We start from the raw sequence: 22,030 nt of genomic DNA, 5'->3' as shown, positions 1-22,030 counted from the left end.
CGTAACTCCGCCAGCCTAGCCAAAGGCAGAACTCCTTTCGTGTATAAATCTCCATTGCTGTAGATAAGATCGGATAGACCGACCATATTTTGCAGTGAGTTCGCTGCCGGCGAACTCGCGAATTAGCGAATTAAAGGGGACGTGGCTAATTAAATTCGGTCGTCGCCTGGCCGGGCAGGTCCCTGTCTGGCTTAATTGGCCCCTTCCCCTTTTCACTTTAGGGGCGGCTGCAGCGGATGGAAGGGTAGCAGCGCGGTAGAGGTGACGATTTCGCCTGCCAGCGCGCCGACGCTGACGGTGCCCGGAAGCAGCACGACCGGCAGCTACACGGTGAGCTGGACGGGCGTGAGCGGGGCTGAGGCGCCCTCGTTGATTCAAGCCAGTCAGAACTAGACGACGGGGCCAGGCCCACCTGCAGCGACTTGCAGAGTGGGCCTGGCCCTTCCATCAGCGAATCAAGCGCGTGTTACTTGGTTTTCTTCAGGTAGCGGACGACCTTGTTGAGGAGCACGGGCTCGACGGTGCCGGCGGTGTCCGGGGTGGTGTCGCGGCCGCCGGCGAGAATGAAGCTGAAGTCCGCGCCGCCGTGCTGGGCATTGCCGTGGCAGCCCATGCACCCGCCCATGTTGAAGGTGTGGCCCGCATGGGCCACGTTCTTGAAGGGGCTGCCATCCGCGTTGAAGTCGGTGATGGTGTTGATCAACGTGCCGCCTTCACCCTCGGGCAGCGAGCTGCCGTAGGGGTAGAACTGACCGCTGAAGACCTGCAGGTCGTAGTCGGTCTCGATGGTGCTGTTGGCCTGGTAGTAGGTGGCTGCGTCGGCGCCGGTGTAGGTCTGGCCGGGCACCGGCTTGTCGATGGGCTTGGCCTGTACGTTCACCAGCTTGTAGTAGGCCCACGGCGACTTGGTGCCTGCCGGGAAGTGCGCGGCGATGTACGTGGCGATCGCCTGGTGGGCTTCCTGGTTGACGGTGATGATGTCCTGCGGGATGGCGTGCTTGCGGGTGTTCACCTTGATGGTGCCGGTCACCAGGCCGCTGTTGGGCACGTTGGCGTAGTTGAGTTGCGGGCCGGCGTCGCCGAATTCGCCCTCGGTGTACTTGAACGACTGCCCCGCCTTCGCCGTGGCGTTGACCGACTCGATGGCCGGGGTCAACGCGCTGGCCGCCGGCTTGAGCAGGGTGCCGTTGGCGTCCTCCACCGGCTGGCCGCTGGCGTCGAGGATGTTGTCGGTCTGCTCGAACGTAGCAAAGATGAAGTACGGCGCTGAGGGCGTCTTCTGGATGATGTGCAGGCCGACCAGCGCCAGGGTCTCGTCGACGGGAACGATCTGGGTGACGCCGTTGGCGGTGTTCGTGGCGTAGTAACGCACCTTGGTGGTGTAGAAGCGGCGGGCGTCCTCGCTCGCACCCAGGCGACGCCAGGCCGCCTTGAGCTCGATGGTGCCGTAGGGGAAGCTCACCAGCGTGCTGGAGCCCGGGGTTGGATCCTTGCCGTGCTGCTGGATGTAAGCCTTGGTGGCCTTGATGTACGGGCCTGACGTGTTGGTCGACCACCAGCCCTTCGGGCACACGTAGTCGAAGTCCACCCGGTTGCCCTTGGCCAGGAACAGGATCTCGTTGTTCAGCGGCATCGCGGTGCCGTTGGCCACGCCGGCGAAGATGTGATCCAGACCGATCTGGCTGTTTTCGTCCGCGTTGATCCAGGGCGGATTGGGGCCGCTGGGAACCACGTGGGTGGTGGCGGTGCTTGCGTAGTTGTACTGCGGCGCCGCGTCGTAGTTGCACTGGTACGGCGGGTTCATGCCGCTGTTGGCCGTGGTGCCCGCCGGCAGGCCGGCGCCGGGGAAGATCTCCACCTTGTTGCGGTAGGTGTGCCACGCCAGCGGGCCGGTGTAGCTGGGGTCGCCGAAATACTTGCTGGTATCGGGCGTGTCACGTGTGCCGGGCGCGCCGTTCTGCGTCACCGCGGGCCAGTTAAGCGCAATGAACTCTTCCCAGGCGAAGATGGCCGCCTGGCTCAGCGAGGCATTGCCGGCGCCGCCGGGTATGTCGCTGGGTACGGTCGGGCTGATCTGCACCGGCTGGAAGTGTGATGCCGCCTTCTGCGATTGGGAGTGGGTGGCTGCGGTCACCGGAGCGACCAGGCAGGCGGTGATGGCGGCGGCGATCACCGAGGTGATTGCGGCGTGCCGGCGGGTGGAGCGAATTTTCATGAGGTCCCCTTTCCTGGGAGTTATGCGTTGTGATCGTGCTTCCCTGCGGTTCGATTGAAAGAACCGCGCATGTGCCGTGACGCGGGCACCGTGCATCGGGCACTCGACGACGGTGTGGCCACACACCCTCCCGCCTCCATGCATGCAGGCGGGTCAGGTGGTTTAGGTGCAAGAGAGGTGGCGCGCAGTCGGCGTTCAAGCCTGCGTTCGACGCATTCGTTCTGGCCCCCTGTGGCCAATTGCTTCTTAGCCCAACGCGATGGAGGGCTGCAATAGGAAAGAGCGGCTGCCGATGAGCGCGATGGTCCACGATGCAAGGGCGCGGCCGCACACCTTCAAGATGCCCTTGCAGAAACGTAAGAACGTGACGGAGATCGGGGTCGCCAATTCGGCGTCTGACGCAACGCCCGTACCCGATTCGTGTCGGAGTGAACGAGCGTTCTGGCCGGTGCCACGTCTGCGATCCCGCGTGTGCTCCGTCAGAGCAGATGAAGCACGGCGTTGCGGAAGGCCCCGTAGTTGCCGTCGTTGACGATGCGTCCGTCGTAGTGGTTGAGGATCAGCCGGAACAGCTGCCATGCCGCGACCGTCTGGACCGAGAACCACTCCGTGCCGGGAATCGGGTGCAGACCGCTGAGAATGATGTCGTTCTTGATCCGCGTGCCGAGGTTGTGGGCGGCCATCTGGTTGGTGATGACCCCCGCCACGCCGAAGTCGGGATTGTGCGTGGTGTAGCCCCCGCGCACGCCGAGCGTGGTGAAGGCGTTCGTGTCGCCGAACTTGAAGTAGTTGCCCTTTGCTCCGTGGTGTCCGTACTTGACGTAGGTGTCCATCTGCACACCCGGCGTCATGATGAAGTATGCGTTCTGCACTACCGTTCCTCCCTGTGGTTGGCCGAAGCGATCGCAGACCAAGCCAGATGGCCGGTGATCGTGTTGACGATGCGATGGCTTCGCTTCACGCGGTGCATCGCTGGCGGAATGGATGACAGGCGCCATGGCGCTGCGCGCGCGTTTCCGACTTCCGTATGGAGTAGTGCGCAGAACCCGTGCCGAATTGTCGGTGTCCCGGATGGCGTTCCAGGATCTTGGTCATGGCCAGGCGGGAGGCCGGCGAGTGTTCCCGTCAGCGAGGCACTCCGCGGCGTGGCGGGTCTACACGAGAATCGCCCCGGATCGCAGCAGGTACGATCCGGGGCGAATGCTGCCGTGTAGCCGTGTCACGCGGCCTGTCAGCTGGCCGGCAAGAAGCTGGCCACCTTGCCATCGGAGCGCGCGGGCTGCGCGAAGGATGCTGCCGATACCGGGCCCTGCGGCTGGGTGACGTGGTTGATCGCGTACCAGTAGCAGTCGGCCATGCTGTGGTTGCCGTCGGTGGTGAGGTACTCGGCGGTGAAGTCCACGGGCGTGCCGATGTGCTGGTACACGGTGGAACCGAGCAGCGGGGGCGGCACGTCGGGCACCAGGTCTTCAGTGTTCACCACGCGGAAGGTCGGCACGGCACCGCCATTCATGGCCTGGGCGAACGCGACATCGCCCACGCGCGGGCTGGCGAAGTTGTAGTGCACGTAGCTGCGGCTGCTGCCCGGCGGGATCGACGAGTTGGTGGCCACGTCCGGCACGGCCAGCGTGGAGAGGGCCGAGCCCATGCTGTGGCCGGTGAAGAACAGCCGGCTGACCGCGCCGATGGATGCCAGCTGGGCGAGCAGTGCGGGGCTGGCGCTGGTGTAGACGTTGTTCCAGCCGACCTGCACGTTGCCGAAGCCCGGTGCGAGCGCATAGGGCGTTTGATCCACCTCGGCGTCGATCACCGCGTCCGCCTTGCTCATGGTGCCGCGGAACACCACGAACGCATTGCCGGTGCCATCCCACGAGACAAAGCCGAACGGCTCGGGATAGTCGAACGTATGCCCGAGCACGGTGATCGTCACGGTGGCCCACAGCGGCGCGCTGTAGCTGAAGCCGAGCCCGTTCGGGGTCCAGTGGAAATCCTGCTGCGAGGGCGAGTTCTGCGCCAGCCACTGGTTGTACTGGTCATACGCCGTCAACACCTGCGAGGCGCAGATGGCAGCCTCGGTGAGGATGAAGTCGGGCGGAAAATACATCGGCAGGCTTTGCGGTGAAGCGGTGCTCATGGGACATCTCCTTATGATCCGTTGGGGCATTCACGGCGAACGATGCCGGCGCGGTTTCAACCTGGGGCGCGCCGCGCGGCATGGCAACTATGACAGCGCGTCTAGATACGAATCGCGCCGGGTTGTGCAGAAACACGAAGCCGTGCTCTCCTCGTTCGAGGTCTCGAGGTGGTCAGTGCGGATTTCTCCAGAGGACTTGGCTTGCCTGATCGGCTTTGCAGCGATTTCATGCTGCTCCGATCATGGACACCGCACTGGCCTTGACTCTCACGCGATCAACTTTCCGTCGCTCCATATTTTCCCGCGGTCGCTAGCGGGCCACCAGGTCGTTGTCCGCGCCGTGCCGAGCCCTCTGACGAACGCCACACGCGGGCTTGTGCTCGTTACCACCGACGTCGAAGTCGACCGGGATTTCATGGGGAATCTTCCATAGATACCTGCCAGTTTTGTGTAGGCCTCTTCGGCAGCCTCGGTGGACTCCCAGAAGTAGTGCCCTCCCGATTCCGACCGCACGGACTTTCCCTGAGCTTCCCAGGAGCTTGCCGTGTAGTACTGGTTGAACCGGAACCGAACCCGCAGATTGCGCTCTACGATCTTCATTTCGCTCAGGCGGGAAGGGATCGTATGGTCCATGCAAAACTTGCATGGGCTCCAATATCCGTAGAGGACGATCTTTGAATTCTCGGGAATCGCGGAAAGGCTGCCGTACTTTTCTTTCAAAAGATGAAGCAGCATGTCTTCGACGTGCACCCGACAACCGCTACCGTATTGCGCGGAAGCCGTCGCTACGGCGCCGCTGCCCTCATGAACCACCAATTGGCAGGCCATTGGCGCGTGGAGCAGGGACAGTTGTGACAAAAGTCCTTCGGCATGTTCTGACGTCCTGCCCATGAGTTCCTCCTTGATGTGTGGTTTTGAAATGCCGTACTGGTTTTTTCGTGCTCGATCGGGTTCGCAACTGGTCGTCAAGCAGGCAATTCAATATTAGATCTGCGTGCGACCCATGGTTCCACTTGGTGGTATCAGTCCGGCGATTGAAAGATTGCCGCGCCCCCTGACAGAGAGCGTGATTGGTGGGATAGACGGCGTAGTGTCGGAGCGATGCCTAGTCTTGGCATCTCCGTCCTGATGCTCCTGCGTCGGCAGTTACCTGGCGCGCTGAGGCGCTTCGCTTGCGCTAGCCGCATCCACCTTTGCTATGAACGCCCGGATGGACACAATCGCCGTGGCTTTTCCACTTGGGAGATGTTCCGTGGAGAACCTCGCGTCCTGATAGCCGCCGCCGGTGGCCCGCAGCCAGCAATCCTTTGCAGCCACCATCTGCTGAAGCAGTGCGTACGGGATCAGTACCTCACCCCTGCTTGAGGTGTAGATCGTGTGCGACACCGGGTTATGGAAGCTGCTGCTGATATCGCTGGGCTTGCTGGCGGGGAACGACGACGCCTGGCCGTCGATACTGATCTGCAGGGCCTCGAAACTCTGCACGGTTGGAGCATCGCTCGAGACCGTCGATTGGTAGGACAGCACCAGCGCCACCGACTGGGGCGAATCACTTGTCCAGCGGGCACCCAACTGCAGCGGTGTTCCCCGCTCGTTTCCTGGATCGTAGAGGGCGTTCGGCGACACTTCGATGATGGTCGCATGGTCGGACGTCGAGACGCTCTGCGACACCACACCCATGCCGGCGAGTTGGTCCACCGCGGTGCACCCGCAAAGCGCCAGTAATGCTGTGCTCAATACCCATCGTGCCTTCATGGCCCAGGACCTCCGTGTGTGGTGGCTAGGGGGGAGCTGAATCCTTCACGCTCCGCAATGCAAGCAAACTTGCTGAGGCTTGTACAGGAGATCGAAGATCAGGGTCCGGCGCACTCAGGTTTTCCAGGGAAGCGAACCTGATCCAGCCTGTCTCGCTTTTCTGGCAGAAGAGGCCCAGGTCGACGTCGGCGTGGCCCGCGCGCTGCGCGAACAGGTCAAGGCGCACGAACCTGCTTTTTCATCAGGCACGCGGCGCGGCTATGCTGGATCCGATCCATGCCGAGAGCACACATGTCCCATCCAAGCACAGCACCACTTGATTCCAGGCCAGCCGCACACGTAGGGGCGTCGCGCTGCAGCCGATGGGGGCGCCGCGTTCTGTGGGTGGCGACGCTGGCCGCGGTCAGCGCACCGGCCTTCGCCCAGAACGTCAATCCCGACGAGACCGGCCGTGAGCCCGTCAGCACCCGGGCAGCTCTGCAGAAAGCCCGGCCGGTAACCGCCAAACACGCCATGGTCGTCAGTGCGCAGCACCTGGCCACGATGGTGGGCGTGGATATCCTCAAGCGTGGTGGCAATGCCGTGGACGCCGCCGTGGCGGTGGGTTTTGCGGAGGCAGTGGTGCACCCGTGCTGCGGCAATATCGGCGGCGGTGGGTTCATGACCCTCCATCTCAAGGATGGTCGCAACCTGTTCCTCGATTTCCGCGAGAAGGCGCCGGCGAAGGCCACGCCCACGATGTTCCAGGATGCCGACGGCAATGTCGTGGAGGGACGCAGTACCGAGAGCTATCTCGGTGTGGGCGTACCCGGCACGGTGATGGGTTTCGATACCGCGTTGAAGGCTTACGGCACGATGTCGCTGCAACAGGTCATTGCGCCGGCGATCAAGCTGGCCCGCGACGGCTACGTGCTCCAGCAGGGAGACATCGACAGCCTCGACACGAGCAACAGTGAGTTTGCGAAGCACGCCAACGTGGCGGCGATCTTCCTCAACCATGGCAAGCCCTTCAAGGTTGGTGAGCGGCTGGTGCAGAAGGATCTGGCGCGCACGCTCGAACGGATTGCGAAGGGCGGCGCCAAGGCGTTCTACGAGGGGCCGATCGCCCACGCCGTGGTAAAGGCCAGCGACGCCAACGGCGGCATCCTGTCGTTGCGCGACTTTGCCGACTACACCGCGCAGTGGGAAAAACCCATCCAGTGCGAGTACCGCGGCTACACCGTGGTGTCGGCGCCGCCGCCGAGTTCGGGCGGCACCACGCTGTGCCTGATCCTGCAGATCATCCAGCCTTACCCGCTCGCCAAGTGGGGTTATGGCTCGGTCAACAGCGTGCACTACCTGGTGGAGGCCGAGCGTCGCGCGTTTGCCGACCGCAACACGCACCTCGGCGATCCGGCCTTCGTGCACAACCCGATCGACACGCTGCTCTCGGACGCACACGCAGCGAAGCTTCGCGCCACCATCAAGCCGGACCAGGCCACGCCGTCGTCGGAGATCCAGGGCAGCCTCGGCGCGCCCGAAGGCAACCACACCACGCACTACTCCGTGGTCGACAAGGACGGCAACGCGGTCGCCGTCACCTATACCGTCAACTACCTGTTCGGCAACAAGCAGATCGCCGGCGACACGGGCTTCTTCCTCAACGACGAAATGGATGACTTCACCGGCAAGCCGGGCGTGGCCAACGGCGCCGGGCTGGTGCAGGGCGTGATCAACCAGGTCGAACCGGGCAAGCGACCCCTGAGCTCGATGACGCCGACCATCGTGCTGCGCAACGGCAAGCCGTTCATGCTCACGGGCAGCCCAGGCAGCGCCACCATCATCTCGTCCACGCTGGAGAGCATGCTCAACGTGGTCGACTTCGGCATGAACATGCAGCAGGCGGTCAACGCACCACGCGTGCATCATCAGTGGTATCCGGATGTCGTCTACGCCGGCCAGGGCCTGCTCACGCCCGAGTCGCAGTGGGCGCTGGAAGCCATGGGCTACCAGTTCAAGCCGTTCAGCGGCGGCGCGGTCGAGGCGATCCTGCTCAATCCGAAGACCGGCCTGCTGGAAGGCGCCAACGACCCCCGTCGCCCCGCCGGACTGGCGGCCGGCTATTGATGGACAGGGGGCCGGCGGCGCGTGAAGCCGCCAGGGCGCGGGCCTTCCCTGCCTCACCGCGATAGCCGCGGCGGCTTCACTTTCCGCGGTTGAGCAGGCGCGCCAACGTGGGGCGCGGATCGGGTCGAGCCATGCGCCTGCACTGTCCCGGGTGGGCCGATCGGACGGGGCGGGAATGCCGGGGCGATCAGGGACCTTGAAGGCCAGCGAGGCGACCTTGTCGGTTCCGGCCCTGGTCCAAAAAAGGGCGGCCGCTCCCGGGCGCGAGCGGTTCCTCACGAGGAGGGCGCACTCCCCGGAAGCAGCGGAGGCGTTGCCCGGCCACACCGAGCCGGGCGGGTGTCGGGGCCGTGGCGGGTGCCTGTCGTCACGGTCGGCTGGCTTGCGGCAGGATGATGGCAGGCATCCGAGTACCTGACGCCGAGGAGCAGCCATGCACATCAACAGCACCCGACTGCGCGAGCTGCGCAACGCGCGCCAGTGGTCGCAGGAGCAGCTGGCCCGACTGAGCGGCCTGAACCTGCGCACCATCCAGCGCCTGGAGTCCGGCGCCAGGATCTCGATGGAATCCCTGCGGGCACTGGCCGCCGTGTTCGAGGTGCCGGCGGAGAGCCTGCTGGCCGGCGAGCCGAACCCCCGGCCGTCGGCCCTCCAGGCGATGCGCGAAGGCGTGCTTCGCGGCCTGGAATTCACCGGCACCACCCCGCGCGCGGAGTTCTGGTGGTTTGCGCTCGCCGTGGCGATGGTGCTGGCCTTTGCCCAGCTGCTCGCCGAGGCGATGGGCCCGCTGCCTCTGCAGATCGCCTCGCTGGCGGTGCTGCTGCCGTGGATCGCCGCATGCACCCGTCGCCTGCGCGACGCCGGCCTCAACCCCTGGTGGCAGCTGATCAGCCTGGCACCGGTGGGCGGCATCCTGGTGCTTCTGTACCTGCTGACCTACCCGACCAAGGCGGACAGCCCGGTCGAGGCGAGTGCGGGCTGATCCTGTTCGAGCTGTGCCGCGGCTGCTTGCCGGCCCCGTACCCGGTTACTCGGGCGCTCGAGCCGGATGTTCTCCAGGCAAGAGGACGTTTCAGTAACAGCAATGCTTGCGGCCCCTTCGGCGCCAGCCGGCGCACGCCATATTGCCCAGTGACCCGGAGCTAATTCAGCCTGTGCGCGTAATAGCCGGTTGAGCTTGCTGAGACAAGCTGGGCAGTGTCCGAACAGGTAGCCGCGCCCGTGCCGGCTGCATCGGCTGATTCCCTCGCGTTAGGATGCCTGCTGCCGCGGCCCGCCATGGCCGCCGCCGCTCCCATCCCCTCAGGAACGCCATGAGCATGCACTGCGTAACGCGGCGGGGTATCTGCCGATGAACCGCCCGCAGCACGAAGCCCCTGCGATCGCCGATCCCATCATCGTGGTCAAGGGCCTGGACAAGACCTACGCCTCGGGTTTCCGGGCGCTCAAGCCGATCGACCTGGAGATCCGTCGCGGCGAGATATTCGCCCTGCTCGGCCCCAACGGGGCGGGCAAGACCACGCTGATCAGCATCATCTGCGGCATCGTCAATCCCGGTAGCGGCTCCATTTCCGTGGATGACCACGACGTGGTGCGCGATTTTCGCGCCACCCGTTCGCGCATCGGCCTGGTGCCGCAGGAGCTCACCACCGACGCGTTCGAGACGGTGTGGAACACGGTGAGCTTCAGCCGCGGGTTGTTCGGGCTGCCGCCCAAGCCCGAGCACATCGAGCAGGTGCTGAAGGACCTGTCGCTGTGGGACAAGCGCCACAACAAGATCCTCACCCTTTCCGGCGGCATGAAGCGGCGCGTGATGATCGCCAAGGCGTTGTCGCACGAGCCGCGCGTGCTGTTCCTGGACGAGCCCACCGCCGGCGTCGACGTGGAGTTGCGCCGCGACATGTGGAACCTGGTGCGGCGCCTGCGCGACAACGGCGTCACCATCATCCTCACCACGCACTACATCGAGGAAGCCGAGGAGATGGCCGACCGCGTGGGCGTGATCAGCAAGGGCGAGCTGATCCTGGTGGAGGAAACCGCCACGCTGATGCACAAGCTGGGCAAGAAGGCGTTGACGCTGCAGCTGCACCAGCCGCTGCCTGCCATTCCCGCCTCGCTGGCCAGCTACGACCTGGCGTTGTCCGCCGATGGCACCGAACTCACCTACACCTACGATACCCAGGCCGAGCGCACCGGCATCACCACGCTGCTCGGCGAGCTCGCCGCTGCCGGCATCCGCTTCCGCGATCTGAGCACCAAGCAGAACACGCTGGAAGAAATCTTCGTCGACCTGGTGAGGAGCCGCTGATGAACTGGCACGCGATCCGCGCCATCTACCGTTTCGAAATGGCCCGCACCCGCCGCACGCTGATGCAATCGATCGCCTCGCCGGTGCTGTCCACCTCGCTGTACTTCGTGGTGTTCGGCTCGGCCATCGGCTCGCGCATCACCTCGGTGGAAGGGGTGAGCTACGGCGCCTTCATCATCCCCGGGCTGATCATGCTGTCGCTGTTGATGCAGAGCGTGTCCAATGCCTCGTTCGGCATCTACTTCCCCAAGTTCACCGGCACCATCTACGAGATCCACTCCGCGCCGATTTCGTTCGTGGAAATTGTCTGCGGCTACGTCGGGGCGGCGGCGACCAAGTCGGTGATCGTCGGGGTGATCATCCTGGCTACCGCTCGGTTGTTCGTGGACTACCACATCGCCCACCCGCTGCTGATGGTCAGCTTCCTGCTGCTCACTGCGATCACCTTCAGCCTGTTCGGCTTCATCATCGGCATCTGGGCGGACAACTTCGAGAAGCTGCAGGTGATACCACTGCTGGTGATCACGCCGCTCACCTTCCTCGGCGGCAGCTTCTATTCCATCCACATGTTGCCGCCGATCTGGCAGAAGATCACCCTGCTCAACCCGGTGGTGTACCTGGTGAGCGGCTTCCGCTGGAGCTTCTACGACCTGGCGGACGTCAGCGTCGGCGTCAGCCTGGCGGCGATCGCCGGGTTCCTCATCGCCTGCCTGGTCGCCATCGGCTGGATCTTCCGCACTGGCTACAAGCTCAAGAGCTGACGACGGGCTGGGGCCGTGAGGGTGGCGACAAGGTGGCCGCGGCCCCCCTCCAGCCCCTGCGGCGGTAGCCACCGTCGCGTACCGCGTTCCCACGCCCTGCGCGCTGTGCACCATCTCGATGTTGCCCAGGATGGCTTCACTCAGGGAGGGGTGGCTTGTCGCGCTACAGCAGTGTCTTTGGGATCGGCATCGACGCGTCCATTCCTTTGATGGCCGCGTTAGTCGTGAACGTGGGTGCCGAAAGCAGAAACAAAGGTCAGAGCGCACTTTCTTTTGCGGATGACTCTGAAAACGCATGTCGCCGCTTCTCGCGCGTGGCGGTGGGTTCGATGTCACCACAACGTTGGATGTCGGCCGGCGACAGCAGCAGATTGGGCTATCGTGCCGTCCCGATCACGATGAACCGCCCGATGAAAACCTACGCCCCACCGCTGACCACCAACCCGCACGATCCGCTGTATCGCGTCGACAAGGCGATCAGGGCCGCGCAGCTGCGGCTGGACGCGGCCATCGACGCGAAGCGGCATCACACCAGCCAGAACCTGGCCCATGAAGTGATCAAGGAGGCGCGCGAGGGGCTCAAGAAGGCCGAGCAGGCGCGCGTGCTGAAGATCAAGGAAGTCGCGCTGAAGGCAGCCGAGAGCGAGACGGAATCGAAGCGTTGAGCGTGCGGCTTGCGCGCGAGTGGGTGGTCAAAGCGTTCCGCGTGCCGTTGTTGGCTAGCCCACGCGAAACCGCGCTCCCCGGTTCTCCGTTACGCCGGGAGTCGCGATGCGGCGATCGCCCGGGGCGATCCGGAAACCGGTGCCAGGTCACACTTTCCCGCCGCGGGTCGGCCTCGACGTGCCCGGCGTTTCACTGCACTCTTCACTGGCCTGCTTGCCGCAGGCGCGGGGGTGGTGTGAACGTGAGCGTGGCGCGAGTGAACTGCAACGAGTGCAAGAGGCCGGTTGTGCGCCATGGGTGAGCACCCGGTCCACGAGCCGCACGAAGGTGAGCATCACGGTATCCGCACCTGGCTGGCGATCGGCTCGTTTGCGCTGATCGCCTTGTTCACGCTGGCCTCGCTGTTTGCCTCGCGCATCGACCAGCCGCGCCAGGTCAGCCCGCATCAGACCCCTCGTGCCGAGCCACCGGTGCTGCCCTCGGTGGAAGTGTGGGTGAGCACGGCCGATCGCCGCCTGCTGCTGGCGCGCCAGCCGGACATCGCGATGAGCCCGCGCGACACGCTGCCCAAGGGCGTGGTGATCGATACGCACGCCACCTATCAAGCCATGGTGGGTTTCGGCGCCGCGATCACCGACTCCTCGGCGTGGCTGATCCGCAACAAGATGAGCGAGACCCAGCGTACGGCCCTGCTGCGCGAGCTGTTCGGGCCGCCGCCTGGGCTCAACATGAGCATGACGCGGCTGACCATCGGCGCGTCGGACTTCTCGCTGCAGCCGTACACACTGGACGACATGCCCGCCGGGCAGACCGACCCGGCGCTGGAGCACTTCAACGTGGCGCCCGACGCGGCCGACGTGATTCCTACCGTGCGCGAGGCGCTGGCGATCAATCCGCAGCTGCAGGTGATCGCCTCGCCGTGGAGCGCGCCGGCGTGGATGAAGAGCAGCGACAACCTGATCAAGGGCGAGCTGCTGGAGTCGTTCGAGAGCGCGTTCGCGGACTACCTCGTGAAGTACGTGGAGGCCTTGCGCAGCTATGGCATACCCATCTTCGCGCTCAGCGTGCAGAACGAGCCGGCGTTCGAGCCGGCCACCTACCCGGGCATGGCGGTGCCGGCGGCCACCCGCGCGCGCCTGATCGGGCAATACCTCGGGCCGGCGCTGGCCCGCCATGCGCCCAGGACACGCATCCTGGAGTGGGACCACAACTGGGACGATCCGACCCAGCCGCTCGGCGTGCTGGCCGATCCGGACGCATCCCGCTATGTGGCCGGCGTGGCCTGGCACTGCTATGCGGGCACGCCGTCGGTGCAGTCGGACGTGCATCGCGCCTACCCCGGCAAGGACACCTACATCACCGAATGCTCGGGTGGCGACTGGGCCTCGGCGCGCAAGGGCGAGCTGCTGTGGTTTGCGCGCGACCTGCTGCTGGCCGGCGTACGCAACTGGGCGCGCGGGGTGGTGTACTGGAACGTGGCGCTGGACGAGCAGCACGGCCCACACGCCGGCGGCTGCGACATCTGCAAGGGCGTGGTCACCATCGACTCGCGCACCGGTGAGGTGAGCCGCAACGACGAGTACTACGCGTTCGCGCACTTCAGCCGCTTCGTGCTGCCCGGTGCGCTGCGGGTGGGCTCCAGCGAAACGGAGAAGGGCGTCAACAACGTGGCCTTCCGCAACCCCGGCGACGAGTCGCTGGTGCTGGTGGTGGTGAACAGCCACGCGGGTGCGCGCACCCTCACCGTGGACGAGGGCACCACCGGCTTCCAGTACGAGTTGCCCGGGCAAAGCGTGGCCACCTTCGTCTGGACCCCCGATCCCGCGGGTGCCTTGATCCGCCGCGCGCTGCACTGGTTCAAGACCGTGCAGGCCGCGGCCAGCGGCGCGCGCGCGGCCCCGGGGCAGGGGTGAAGTGACGCCGGGTTGTGCGCGACGCCCGGTTTGGCGAGCGCGAGGCCCGATCCTCTACCATCGCCGCAGCCCCTGACCTGCCGAACGGACGCCACCCATGACCGAAGAGATGAAGCGCTGCCCCGCCTGCGCCGAGCTGATCCAGGCCGCCGCCCGCAAATGCCGCTACTGCGGCACCGACATCGAGGCCTACGAGGCGGCCCACGAGGCCAGCGTGGAGCAGACGCTGTTCGCCGGTCACCCGCGGGTGATCTATACCTTCAGTCAGTACGTGGTGGTGGTCCTCACGCTGGGCCTCGCCCTGCTGGTGTACTGGCTGCGCAGCCTGAGCCTCACCTTCACCATCACCACCCAGCGCGTGCGCGTGGAGCGCGGTCTGTTCTCCAAGGCGCAGGACAACGTGGAGCTGTTCCGCATCGACCATTTCGACATCCTCAAGCCGCTGGGGATGCGCCTGCTCGGCCTGTGCCGCGTCACGCTGCACTCGTCCGACGACGAGATGCCGGTAGTGAACCTCTACGGCATCCCCGGCCTTGAAGCGATGGCCGACACCCTGCGCGAATGCTCTCTGCGCGAGCGCACCCGTCGACGGGTGCTGCCGATGGAGCATATGTAGCCGTTGCGCCGGCGCGGCCCGACCGTCGCGGCGATCGCTGCCCGGCTTGGCCACCGCACGCATGCGCGCGACGGGCAAACCATGCCGGTACGCGGGGCGCCGCAATCGCATGAAGCCAGCGCTGCTCGCGGCAAGCGCAGGGAGCGGCGCTGCCGGCTGGTAGCCTTGCACGCCTGCCCCACGCCGGAAGCCGCCCGATGGATCCCCTGTTGTTCGAAGAGCTCGACTACTGCCCCACGCCGATCGGGCCGGTGAGCCTGCGCCGGCGCATGGAGCTCACCGTCAAGCGCGTGGTGTACGAGGTGAAGCTGGGCGACGAGTTCCTGATGTCCAGCCTGTTCACCGCGTCGGAGGAGGCGCTGGCGCGGTTGGGGCTGGCGGCGTTGCAGGGCGACGCGCTGGACGTGGTGGTGGGTGGGCTGGGCCTGGGCTACACGGCGCGTGCGGCGCTGGAGGACGCGCGGGTGCGCTCGCTGGCGGTGGTCGAATACCTGGTGCCGGTGATCGCCTGGCACCGCGACGGCCTGCTGCCGCTGGGGCCGGAGCTTACCGGCGACGCGCGCTGCCGCTTCGTGCAGGGCGACTTCTTCGCCATGGCCGCCTCGGCCGACGGCTTCGATCCGCAGCAGCCGGGCCGGCGCTTCGACGCGATCCTGCTCGACATCGACCACTCGCCCGACGCGCTGCTGGACGCGCGCAGCAGCAGCTTCTATCGCCCCGACGGCCTGCGCGCGCTGGCACGCCACCTCAAACCCGGCGGCATCTTCGGCCTGTGGTCGAACGACGCCCCCGATCCGGCCTTCACCGAGCGCCTCGCCGGCGTGTTCGCCGAGGCATGGGCCGAGCCGGTGACCTTCGACAACCCGCTGCTGGGCACCCGGTTCACGCAGACCGTGTATCTGGCCCGCGCGTTCGCGTAGCACGGCGCGGCGGCCGGGCGGCGGACGGCTGCGCGCACCGGCGGCAAGCGTGCTGCGGGTGCCGTCGACGCCGTCTCCGGTTTCCGACAGACTTCTGCACTTCGATCGTCACGGATGAGTCGGGGGAAACCTCATGCGCTGGATGCTTTCGTGTTTCGTCGCTACCGCCGCGCTGTCGGTGGCATGCCCGGCCCGCGCCGATGACGAGGCGTTGCGCAAGGTGCTCTCGCAGCGCTACGCGGCGATCAAGATGGCCATGGCTGCGCGCGATACGCGGGCACTGGCGCCACTGCTCACAGCTGACTTCCGCAGCGAGGAGCTCGACGGCCAGTCGGTGGACCGCGCGGGCCTGATGGCGCAATTGTCCGCGCTGCCACCCAAGGCGTCGGCCGGCGAGAGCCACACCACGCTCACCTCGGTCATTCGCCACGGCGATACCGCCGACGTGCAGCAGCGCTACAGCCACATCACGCACAAGGGGCAGCCGCCGCACGCGGTCGCGCTGGTGACGATGTCGCGCGACACCTGGACCCGCGTCCACGGCACCTGGCGGCTCGCCCGCACGCGCACGGACGCGATCGACTACCGGGTCGACGGCAAGACCCTCGTGCACAAGGCGCGCGACGGGGTGCACTGAACAGCCGTAGTCTCGAGGACGGGCCCTGGGCCTGCGCTCCAGTGCGGAGTTGAACGCAGCGCGCTGGCAGCGGGCTTGGTCGATCACCTCGAACTTGCCCAACAGCGGCCGGTGACTGTCCGCCAGCCCGCTCCGGTCGAACCGACGGTTATCCGTTTGATCGCCGGCAGCGGCCATCGTCCCCGAGCCGGCAGTCGCACGTACCGGCCGGCAGGTGAGCAGGGCGAGGCCGCGCGGCAGCGCGCGACGAGACAGGGAGCGGCTCCCTGAAGCCGGACATCCTCCTGGGTGCCGCTCCGGGGACAACGGTTGCAGCAGGCCTGTCATGGCCAGGACTCCTTCATGCCGGGCGGAGTCGGGCCGTTGTGGCCCGCCGAGCGCGGACCCTGTCGATTTGCCGTTGGCTTGCCCGTCGAGGATGTGGACGGCCGCGATTGCGCGGCTCCGATCCGGTCCCCATCCCAAGGAGAACTGCCGTGCAACTGGTCGCTTATCTCAACTTTCCCGGCACCGCGCGCGAGGCGATGGATTTCTACGCCGCCGCGCTCGGCGGCAAGGTCACCCAGCGCTTCACCTACGGCGAGTCGCCGATGGCCGGGCAGTTGCCCGAAGCGGCGCGTGGCAACGTCATGCACTCGCAGGTCGAGGTCGGCCGAGCGCTGATCATGGGCGCCGACGGTCCGCCGCCGTACGAGGCCGGCAGCACCACCATCAACGTCATGCCGGACACGCCGGAGGAGGCCGAGCGCATCTTCAAGGCGTTGTCTGCCGGCGGCGAGGTGACCATGCCGCTGGAGGAAACCTTCTGGGCCTATCGTTTCGGCGCGTTCACCGACAAGTTCGGCAAGCACTGGATGGTGAATTGCCTCAAGCCGATGTAGTGGCGGCGCCGTAATGCCCGGCGCGCTACCCCACGCACGGCCCGGGCTACTGCCGGCGCCGACGGGCTGCTGCGGCGCTGTATACGTTTCAGCCGGGCAGGCCTATATTCCGGCCAGTTGCCTGGTGGTTTCGCATTTCAATGGATGTGGGCGCGGCGGTCCGGCGTCAGCCGGCGGTCGGTTCCCGGAGGGGAGCATGGAAACGCTATTGGCGTACGAGGATCTGCGGGCCTCCGTGGAGGTCATCACGGCGGCGCTGCACGAGCGCGATTCCTACACGCGATTCCATTGCGATCGGGTGACGCGCCTGGCGCAGGCGCTGGGCAGGGCATGCGGACTGCCCGCCAAGGAGTTGAAGACGCTCCATCTCGGCGCCGTGTTCCACGACATCGGCAAGATCGGCGTGCCCGACTGCGTCCTGCTCAAGCCGGGGCGACTGACCGTCGAGGAATGGGAATTGATGAAAGCCCACGCCGAGCAGGGCGAACGCATCTTTCGCTGCGCGGCGCTCGAGTGTGCGGAGGAGGTGGCGCCGATCATCCGCCATCACCACGAATCCTTCGATGGCAGCGGGTATCCCGATGGACTGAAGGGCGAGTGCATCCCGTTGCCCTGCCGGATCCTGCTGGTGGCCGATGGCTACGACGCGATGGCCACGGCGCGCTCCTACCATCGCGCCAGGAGTCACGACGAGGTGATGCAGATCATGGAGTCGGAGCAGGGCACGAAGCTCGATCCGAACGTGCTGCTCGAGTTCACTCGGCTGATGGGCCGCCGGGGTCAGAGCGCACGTCTCTAGATCCCGCGCGCGTCGGCGTTGCGCCGCGCGCCGTGCCATGCGTGGGGCGACGATCGCGAGTTGCCGATATCGCCGGCAAGGCCACGCTGCACCGTCGCCCTAGCAGGCCTGTGTCACCGGTGCGATCGCCCGAGCAAGGCGCGGCGTCATGCCTTGGCGCAACCGTGGATGCCGAGCGCATCGGCTACCTTCCGACGCCCCCTGATCCGCCCACGCGCGGCGATTCGCAATTTCGCGCATGTGAATCACGGCCTCGCCTGTCTCCGAAGCTTCATGCCCGGGTGCTTGAATCGCGGCTGCCGTCGCCAGCGCAAGGCTTGTACGCCACCACCGGCACGACTGGGGGAATCCATCGAACGCGGTCGTCATCGCCCCGAGTTGCCGCACCCCCAACATCGACACCGCCGATGCGCCGCCGCTGAGCGAAGGCGACATCATCGCCCGCCTGCACACGCTGGATGACGGCTACGCCGTGCAGCCTGTTTCCCACCCCAGGCAGCGGCAAGTCGCGACGTCCGATCAACCGCGACGGGCCTCGCGTACCGTCGCCGTGACGGCGCGCGGGAGTACGCCGTCCACCACGCGCCCGCGCCACCGAACTCAGGTAGCGACGCTGAAAGGATTTTGCATCCGACGCGGGGCAATGTCTGCTCGCGCCAAGGCTGTCAGAAGCCGCGGACCTTGAGCCACAGCCCCAGCATGCGCAGCGCGATCGCGACGGCGGCAATCGCCAGGACAATAGTCGTGGTTCGCCGCAGCCGAGAGGCCTTGCGCTCGAGGTCCCGGCGAATGATCTCCATGTCCTTCTCCGCCTGCGCCATTGCCCGGGCGAGGTGCTCGGGTTCCATCAGCTCGCTGGCGTGAGCCGATTCCCACGCAGAGTTCGCGTGGTTCAGCCGTCCGAGGGCAGCGTTGACCTCAGGTGACGCATCGGGCCACCAGTCATGCTCGCGAGACGTCGCCTTCGTCCAGAACTGGCGTGCGACGGAGTAGATGGCCTCGGGCGGCTCGCTGGTCCTGCTGAGCGGAATCGGCACGACGCCTTTCACGCGTGGTCCCAGCCTGACGAGGGCCATCGCCCGGTCGGTCCAGTGCGCGGGCGTGATGTCGGCCAGTCGCGGCACTCGCAGCAGCAACGCAAAGCGCTCGTGGCCACGACTGGCGACACGTTGCAGATGCAGCCCTTCCACCTCCGGCCACGGAATAAGGCCGTACAGCGGCAGCTCGACGCCACGTGCAGACAACACCATCACCGGCTTGCCCAGGCTCGATGCGGCCCTGGCACTCAAGAGCATGCCGGAAGCGAGGAGGAAGGGCCCTGCGAGCCACATCAGCCAGGGTGGGTCCGCATCGACGATGGCGAAGTACACAACGGCCATGCCCAGCAGCAGCATGAGCAGGGACAGTGCCAGGGCGTTGATCGATGCAGGTACCGTCAGCGGGCGGCCGTAAGTCAACGAGGCCCTGGCAAGCTCAGCGGTTCGTTGTGTTACGCGACGCTGATCCCGCGCGTGCTTTCGTTGCACGCGGCGTTTGTCGCCCAGATAGCTCAGCACCACGACCGCCACACCGCCGGCCAGCCAGAGCAATGCCAACGGATCGTGCCGAAGTCTGGCCAACCCGATGCCCGTGGCGATCACGCCACCAATCAGCGCGAAGAGATTGATGATCTGAGGCATGGTGCTCCCGCCGTCCTTGGCCAGCGATCACGCTGGCGAGCGCGGGCAGCTTAATGATATCGCCGCCCAGGCGACAGCTCGACGAACAAGCGCGGTCGTGAGCTTCGAGCCGCCGGCCACGGGGATGCCGCCAGCGTCGCTGCCGGTTACCCTGAAGGCATGGACCCTTTTAGCCATGTCGCCGCCCGACGGCGCTTTCGCTCCGCACTGTCTCTCGCTGTCTTGCTCATGCTCGGTGGATGCGCGACCGCGCCGCCGCGCAACACCGGCAACCTCTGTCAGGTGTTCGACGAATATCCCGGCTGGTACCACGACGCGCGCGATGCGCAGAAGCGCTGGGGCACGCCGGCGAACGTGCTGATGGCGTTCGTGCAGCGCGAGTCCGGCTTCCGCCGGAAAGCGCGGCCCGACCGGCCGTGGTTCCTGTTCATCCCGCTGCCGCGGCGGTCGAGTGCCTACGGTTACGCGCAGGCGCAGGACCCGGTGTGGAAGGAGTACCGCAAGGAGAACGGCGGCTGGTTCAAGATCGCACCGACATGGAGGATGCGCTGGATTTTCTCGGCTGGTACACCGACCGCATCCATCGCGAGCTGGGCATCTCCAAGTGGGATCCGAAGCACCTCTACCTCGCCTACCACGAGGGCATCGGCGGCTACCGCTTGGGACACTGGAAGCGCGATCGCCACCTGCTGGAGACCGCGGATGAGGTGGATCGGCGGGCGAGAGGATACGGTGCGCAGCTCCGGCGCTGCCGGTAGCGATGGCTCGGTTGCAGCGTACCGGTCGGTGGCGGCACGGCAAGCGCCGATAAAAAAAGGCGCCAGCGATGGCGCCTTTTCTGCTCGGGTCGGCGCGGACTCGCGAGCGATTCCGTGCCAACCCTCACGCGGAACTCAGGACGTCGGCGTGCCGCTGCCCGCGAAATCCACCACCAGGGTCACCCGGCGGTTGTTGGCGCCGGCATCGCGGATCTGGCCCTTCTCGACCTGGCGGTTGCTGGATTCGCCGTAGCTGACGGCGCGCACCTTGTCGGCATTCAAGCCACCCGTGCCGACGAGATAGTCGCGCACGGCCTGTGCCCGCTTCAGGCCGAGTCGCTTGTTGTAGCCCGCCGAGCCGGCCGGATCGGTGAAGCCTTCCACCGTGATCACGGCGTCGGAACGGTGCTGGCCGATCACCTTGGCGAAGTCGTCGAGCAGCGGCTTGTCCTGGTCGCGGAGGGTGGCGTCGCCGAAGGCGAAGTGCGCGGCGGTATCGACGTTGATGCGGCCCTGCATCGCGGTGATCTGGGCGTCGTACTTGGCGAATCGCTGCTGCATGTCCTGCGTGAGCGCATCGATCTGCTGCTGCTGCTTCTGGTCGTTGGCGCGCAGCTCGCTGATGGCGGCGTCGTAGTCGGTCTTCTTGACGTACTGGGAACATCCTCCCAGCGCGACCCCCAGCAGGCACAGGGGAACGAGTGCAACGCGTGCGGCTTTAAGGCTCATGGTGATCTCCTCATGCATCGGGCCCGTAGCGATACGTGTCATCGCGTACTTCAGGCCATGCCCGGCGCATCCGCATCGTCCCCCACGCGCGCAGATGTCGGCTTTTCAGGCTACCCCGCGCGGGCACTGAGGGAATGAACCGCAGTCAACCGTGAAGGTCGTGTGTGCGCGTGCCATACGGGATCTGGCCCGTCGCAGCCGCGCAATCAGTCGGTCGTGGACAAGCGGCCAGTCGATGTTTCTCAGTGCATGCCGGCGCTACCGCGCGACGCAGCCGCGATACGCGTGCGCGTGCGCGGCGTCCACGCGGGAGCCTTGGCTGTCCGGCACAGCATCCCTAGATTCGCTTCGGATCTTTATTCAGCGAGGTGGCGCTGCCCTGATATTTCGAAGGCTTCTGATAGGTGAACTCGTTGCCGTTGCCGCGAAAGGTGGCGCCCGTGAGCGGATGCTTCCAGCCTTGCTGCGAGCCTTCGGCGTTGCATACCGGGCCATGGTCGATGCGGTAGCGGGTCATCCATCCGCAGCAATCGGCACAGCATCCCTTGCCCGTGCAGCAGATGGTGAGGTCGCCTCCCAGGTTGCCCTTGCCCAGGCCATACGTGGCGCAAACATGGTTCACGACCGCCATCTCCGCGTGGAGGTTGGTCTCGCGGGTGAGCCACAGCACGGTTTCCTCGGTAAGCAGGGGATTGGGCCGCAGATTGGTGTTGAGTGTCTGCACCAGCGTGGCGCGGTTCGGCACCGGAATGCCCACGGCCATGTACACGTTCTGCGAGGCCAGGTAGGCGATCACATAGGTGTTGTTGGTGTTGTTCGCGGCCTGGCCAAGCGTCGTCTTCATGGCGGTATCGAACTGGGTGACCAGTGCCGGCACGACGGTGCAGTTCGCGCCTTCGTTCCGCCGATCGGTCCGCTTTTGCTTCGCGTCAGTCCAGGTGCTCATGGTGCTGCTTCCCTCCAGATTGCGGGTGACCGATTTTCCGTCCGGCGGTGGGCGCGGCGGGCGCCTGCCCCTCCATGTATGCAGTGCGTAATGGCCCGTCGGATCTGGTCGCGGTGAGGTCGGAGTCGTGTTTCAGCGAGAGGGGGCGGGCCTCCGATCCGGCCGGCCCGACGCGGCGCTGTGGCCCACATGTCGCTGCTGCATTGC

At 66.0% G+C, this 22,030-nt stretch carries 19 protein-coding genes and 1 pseudogene; 12 read left to right on the top strand and 8 right to left on the bottom strand.

Translation table 11 applies throughout. The annotated features are described in order from the left end of the window. Positions 1–466: 466 nt before the first annotated feature. From ISP17_RS09930 to ISP17_RS09910, 5 genes are all read right to left on the bottom strand, one after another. Positions 467–2,215: a hypothetical protein gene (locus ISP17_RS09930; protein WP_404632607.1), complete on the bottom strand. Its 1,749-nt coding sequence runs from the start codon at positions 2,213–2,215 to the stop codon at positions 467–469. A 479-nt stretch (positions 2,216–2,694) separates the two neighbouring features. Continuing rightward, entirely contained in the window at positions 2,695–3,087 is a 393-nt protein-coding gene (locus ISP17_RS09925; protein ID WP_404632605.1) for a hypothetical protein, read from the bottom strand. A gap of 359 nt (positions 3,088–3,446) precedes the next feature. After that, a complete protein-coding gene (locus ISP17_RS09920; RefSeq protein WP_404632603.1) occupies positions 3,447–4,349 on the bottom strand; it encodes a lipase family protein in 903 nt (300 codons plus the stop codon). Between the two features lie 267 nt (positions 4,350–4,616). Next, entirely contained in the window at positions 4,617–5,240 is a 624-nt protein-coding gene (locus tag ISP17_RS09915; protein WP_404632601.1) for a hypothetical protein, read from the bottom strand. 255 nt (positions 5,241–5,495) lie between these two features. Then, positions 5,496–6,104: a hypothetical protein gene (locus ISP17_RS09910; RefSeq protein WP_404632599.1), complete on the bottom strand. Its 609-nt coding sequence runs from the start codon at positions 6,102–6,104 to the stop codon at positions 5,496–5,498. 384 nt (positions 6,105–6,488) lie between these two features. Here ISP17_RS09910 and ggt point away from each other — a divergent pair, with 384 nt between their 5' ends. From ggt to ISP17_RS09855, 11 genes are all read left to right on the top strand, one after another. Beyond that, complete coding sequence (ggt, locus tag ISP17_RS09905) at positions 6,489–8,210, top strand: gamma-glutamyltransferase (protein WP_404632597.1); 1,722 nt, start codon at positions 6,489–6,491, stop codon at positions 8,208–8,210. A gap of 433 nt (positions 8,211–8,643) precedes the next feature. Continuing rightward, positions 8,644–9,192: a DUF805 domain-containing protein gene (locus tag ISP17_RS09900; RefSeq protein WP_404632595.1), complete on the top strand. Its 549-nt coding sequence runs from the start codon at positions 8,644–8,646 to the stop codon at positions 9,190–9,192. Positions 9,193–9,561: 369 nt separating this feature from the next. After that, positions 9,562–10,518 (top strand): ABC transporter ATP-binding protein, encoded by a 957-nt coding sequence (locus ISP17_RS09895; RefSeq protein WP_404632593.1) that lies wholly within the window; start codon positions 9,562–9,564, stop codon positions 10,516–10,518. Continuing rightward, complete coding sequence (locus ISP17_RS09890) at positions 10,518–11,279, top strand: ABC transporter permease (RefSeq protein ID WP_404632591.1); 762 nt, start codon at positions 10,518–10,520, stop codon at positions 11,277–11,279. Before ISP17_RS09895 ends, ISP17_RS09890 begins: the two co-directional genes overlap by 1 nt. 155 nt (positions 11,280–11,434) lie before the next feature. Continuing rightward, positions 11,435–11,944, top strand: a complete 510-nt coding sequence (locus ISP17_RS09885; protein WP_404632589.1) for a hypothetical protein — start codon at positions 11,435–11,437, stop codon at positions 11,942–11,944. A gap of 294 nt (positions 11,945–12,238) precedes the next feature. Then, the gene (locus ISP17_RS09880; protein ID WP_404632587.1) at positions 12,239–13,858 is read left to right on the top strand and encodes a glycoside hydrolase family 30 protein; all 1,620 of its coding nucleotides are present in this window, start codon (positions 12,239–12,241) and stop codon (positions 13,856–13,858) included. A gap of 97 nt (positions 13,859–13,955) precedes the next feature. Beyond that, complete coding sequence (locus tag ISP17_RS09875) at positions 13,956–14,474, top strand: PH domain-containing protein (protein ID WP_404632585.1); 519 nt, start codon at positions 13,956–13,958, stop codon at positions 14,472–14,474. A 197-nt stretch (positions 14,475–14,671) separates the two neighbouring features. Continuing rightward, complete coding sequence (locus ISP17_RS09870; RefSeq protein WP_404632583.1) at positions 14,672–15,394, top strand: polyamine aminopropyltransferase; 723 nt, start codon at positions 14,672–14,674, stop codon at positions 15,392–15,394. A 133-nt stretch (positions 15,395–15,527) separates the two neighbouring features. Then, complete coding sequence (locus ISP17_RS09865; protein ID WP_404632581.1) at positions 15,528–16,031, top strand: nuclear transport factor 2 family protein; 504 nt, start codon at positions 15,528–15,530, stop codon at positions 16,029–16,031. 476 nt (positions 16,032–16,507) lie between these two features. Continuing rightward, the gene (locus ISP17_RS09860; protein ID WP_404632579.1) at positions 16,508–16,912 is read left to right on the top strand and encodes a VOC family protein; all 405 of its coding nucleotides are present in this window, start codon (positions 16,508–16,510) and stop codon (positions 16,910–16,912) included. A gap of 196 nt (positions 16,913–17,108) precedes the next feature. Then, positions 17,109–17,711: an HD-GYP domain-containing protein gene (locus ISP17_RS09855; RefSeq protein ID WP_404632577.1), complete on the top strand. Its 603-nt coding sequence runs from the start codon at positions 17,109–17,111 to the stop codon at positions 17,709–17,711. A gap of 665 nt (positions 17,712–18,376) precedes the next feature. On the opposite strand, the gene ISP17_RS09850 is transcribed toward ISP17_RS09855, so the two are convergent. Next, positions 18,377–19,390, bottom strand: a complete 1,014-nt coding sequence (locus ISP17_RS09850) for a hypothetical protein (RefSeq protein ID WP_404632575.1) — start codon at positions 19,388–19,390, stop codon at positions 18,377–18,379. A 159-nt stretch (positions 19,391–19,549) separates the two neighbouring features. Between ISP17_RS09850 and ISP17_RS09845 the strand changes: the two are divergent. After that, positions 19,550–20,148 (top strand): annotated as a pseudogene (locus tag ISP17_RS09845) (transglycosylase SLT domain-containing protein). Positions 20,149–20,283: 135 nt separating this feature from the next. Here the strand turns inward: ISP17_RS09845 and ISP17_RS09840 are convergent. After that, complete coding sequence (locus tag ISP17_RS09840) at positions 20,284–20,877, bottom strand: OmpA family protein (protein ID WP_404632573.1); 594 nt, start codon at positions 20,875–20,877, stop codon at positions 20,284–20,286. A gap of 337 nt (positions 20,878–21,214) precedes the next feature. After that, positions 21,215–21,823, bottom strand: a complete 609-nt coding sequence (locus ISP17_RS09835; protein WP_404632571.1) for a hypothetical protein — start codon at positions 21,821–21,823, stop codon at positions 21,215–21,217. Between the last annotated feature and the right edge of the window lie 207 nt (positions 21,824–22,030).

Source organism: Dyella ginsengisoli (assembly GCF_044904665.1).
Classification (GTDB): domain Bacteria; phylum Pseudomonadota; class Gammaproteobacteria; order Xanthomonadales; family Rhodanobacteraceae; genus Dyella_A; species Dyella_A ginsengisoli.
This window is presented reverse-complemented; position numbering and strand designations above follow the sequence as displayed.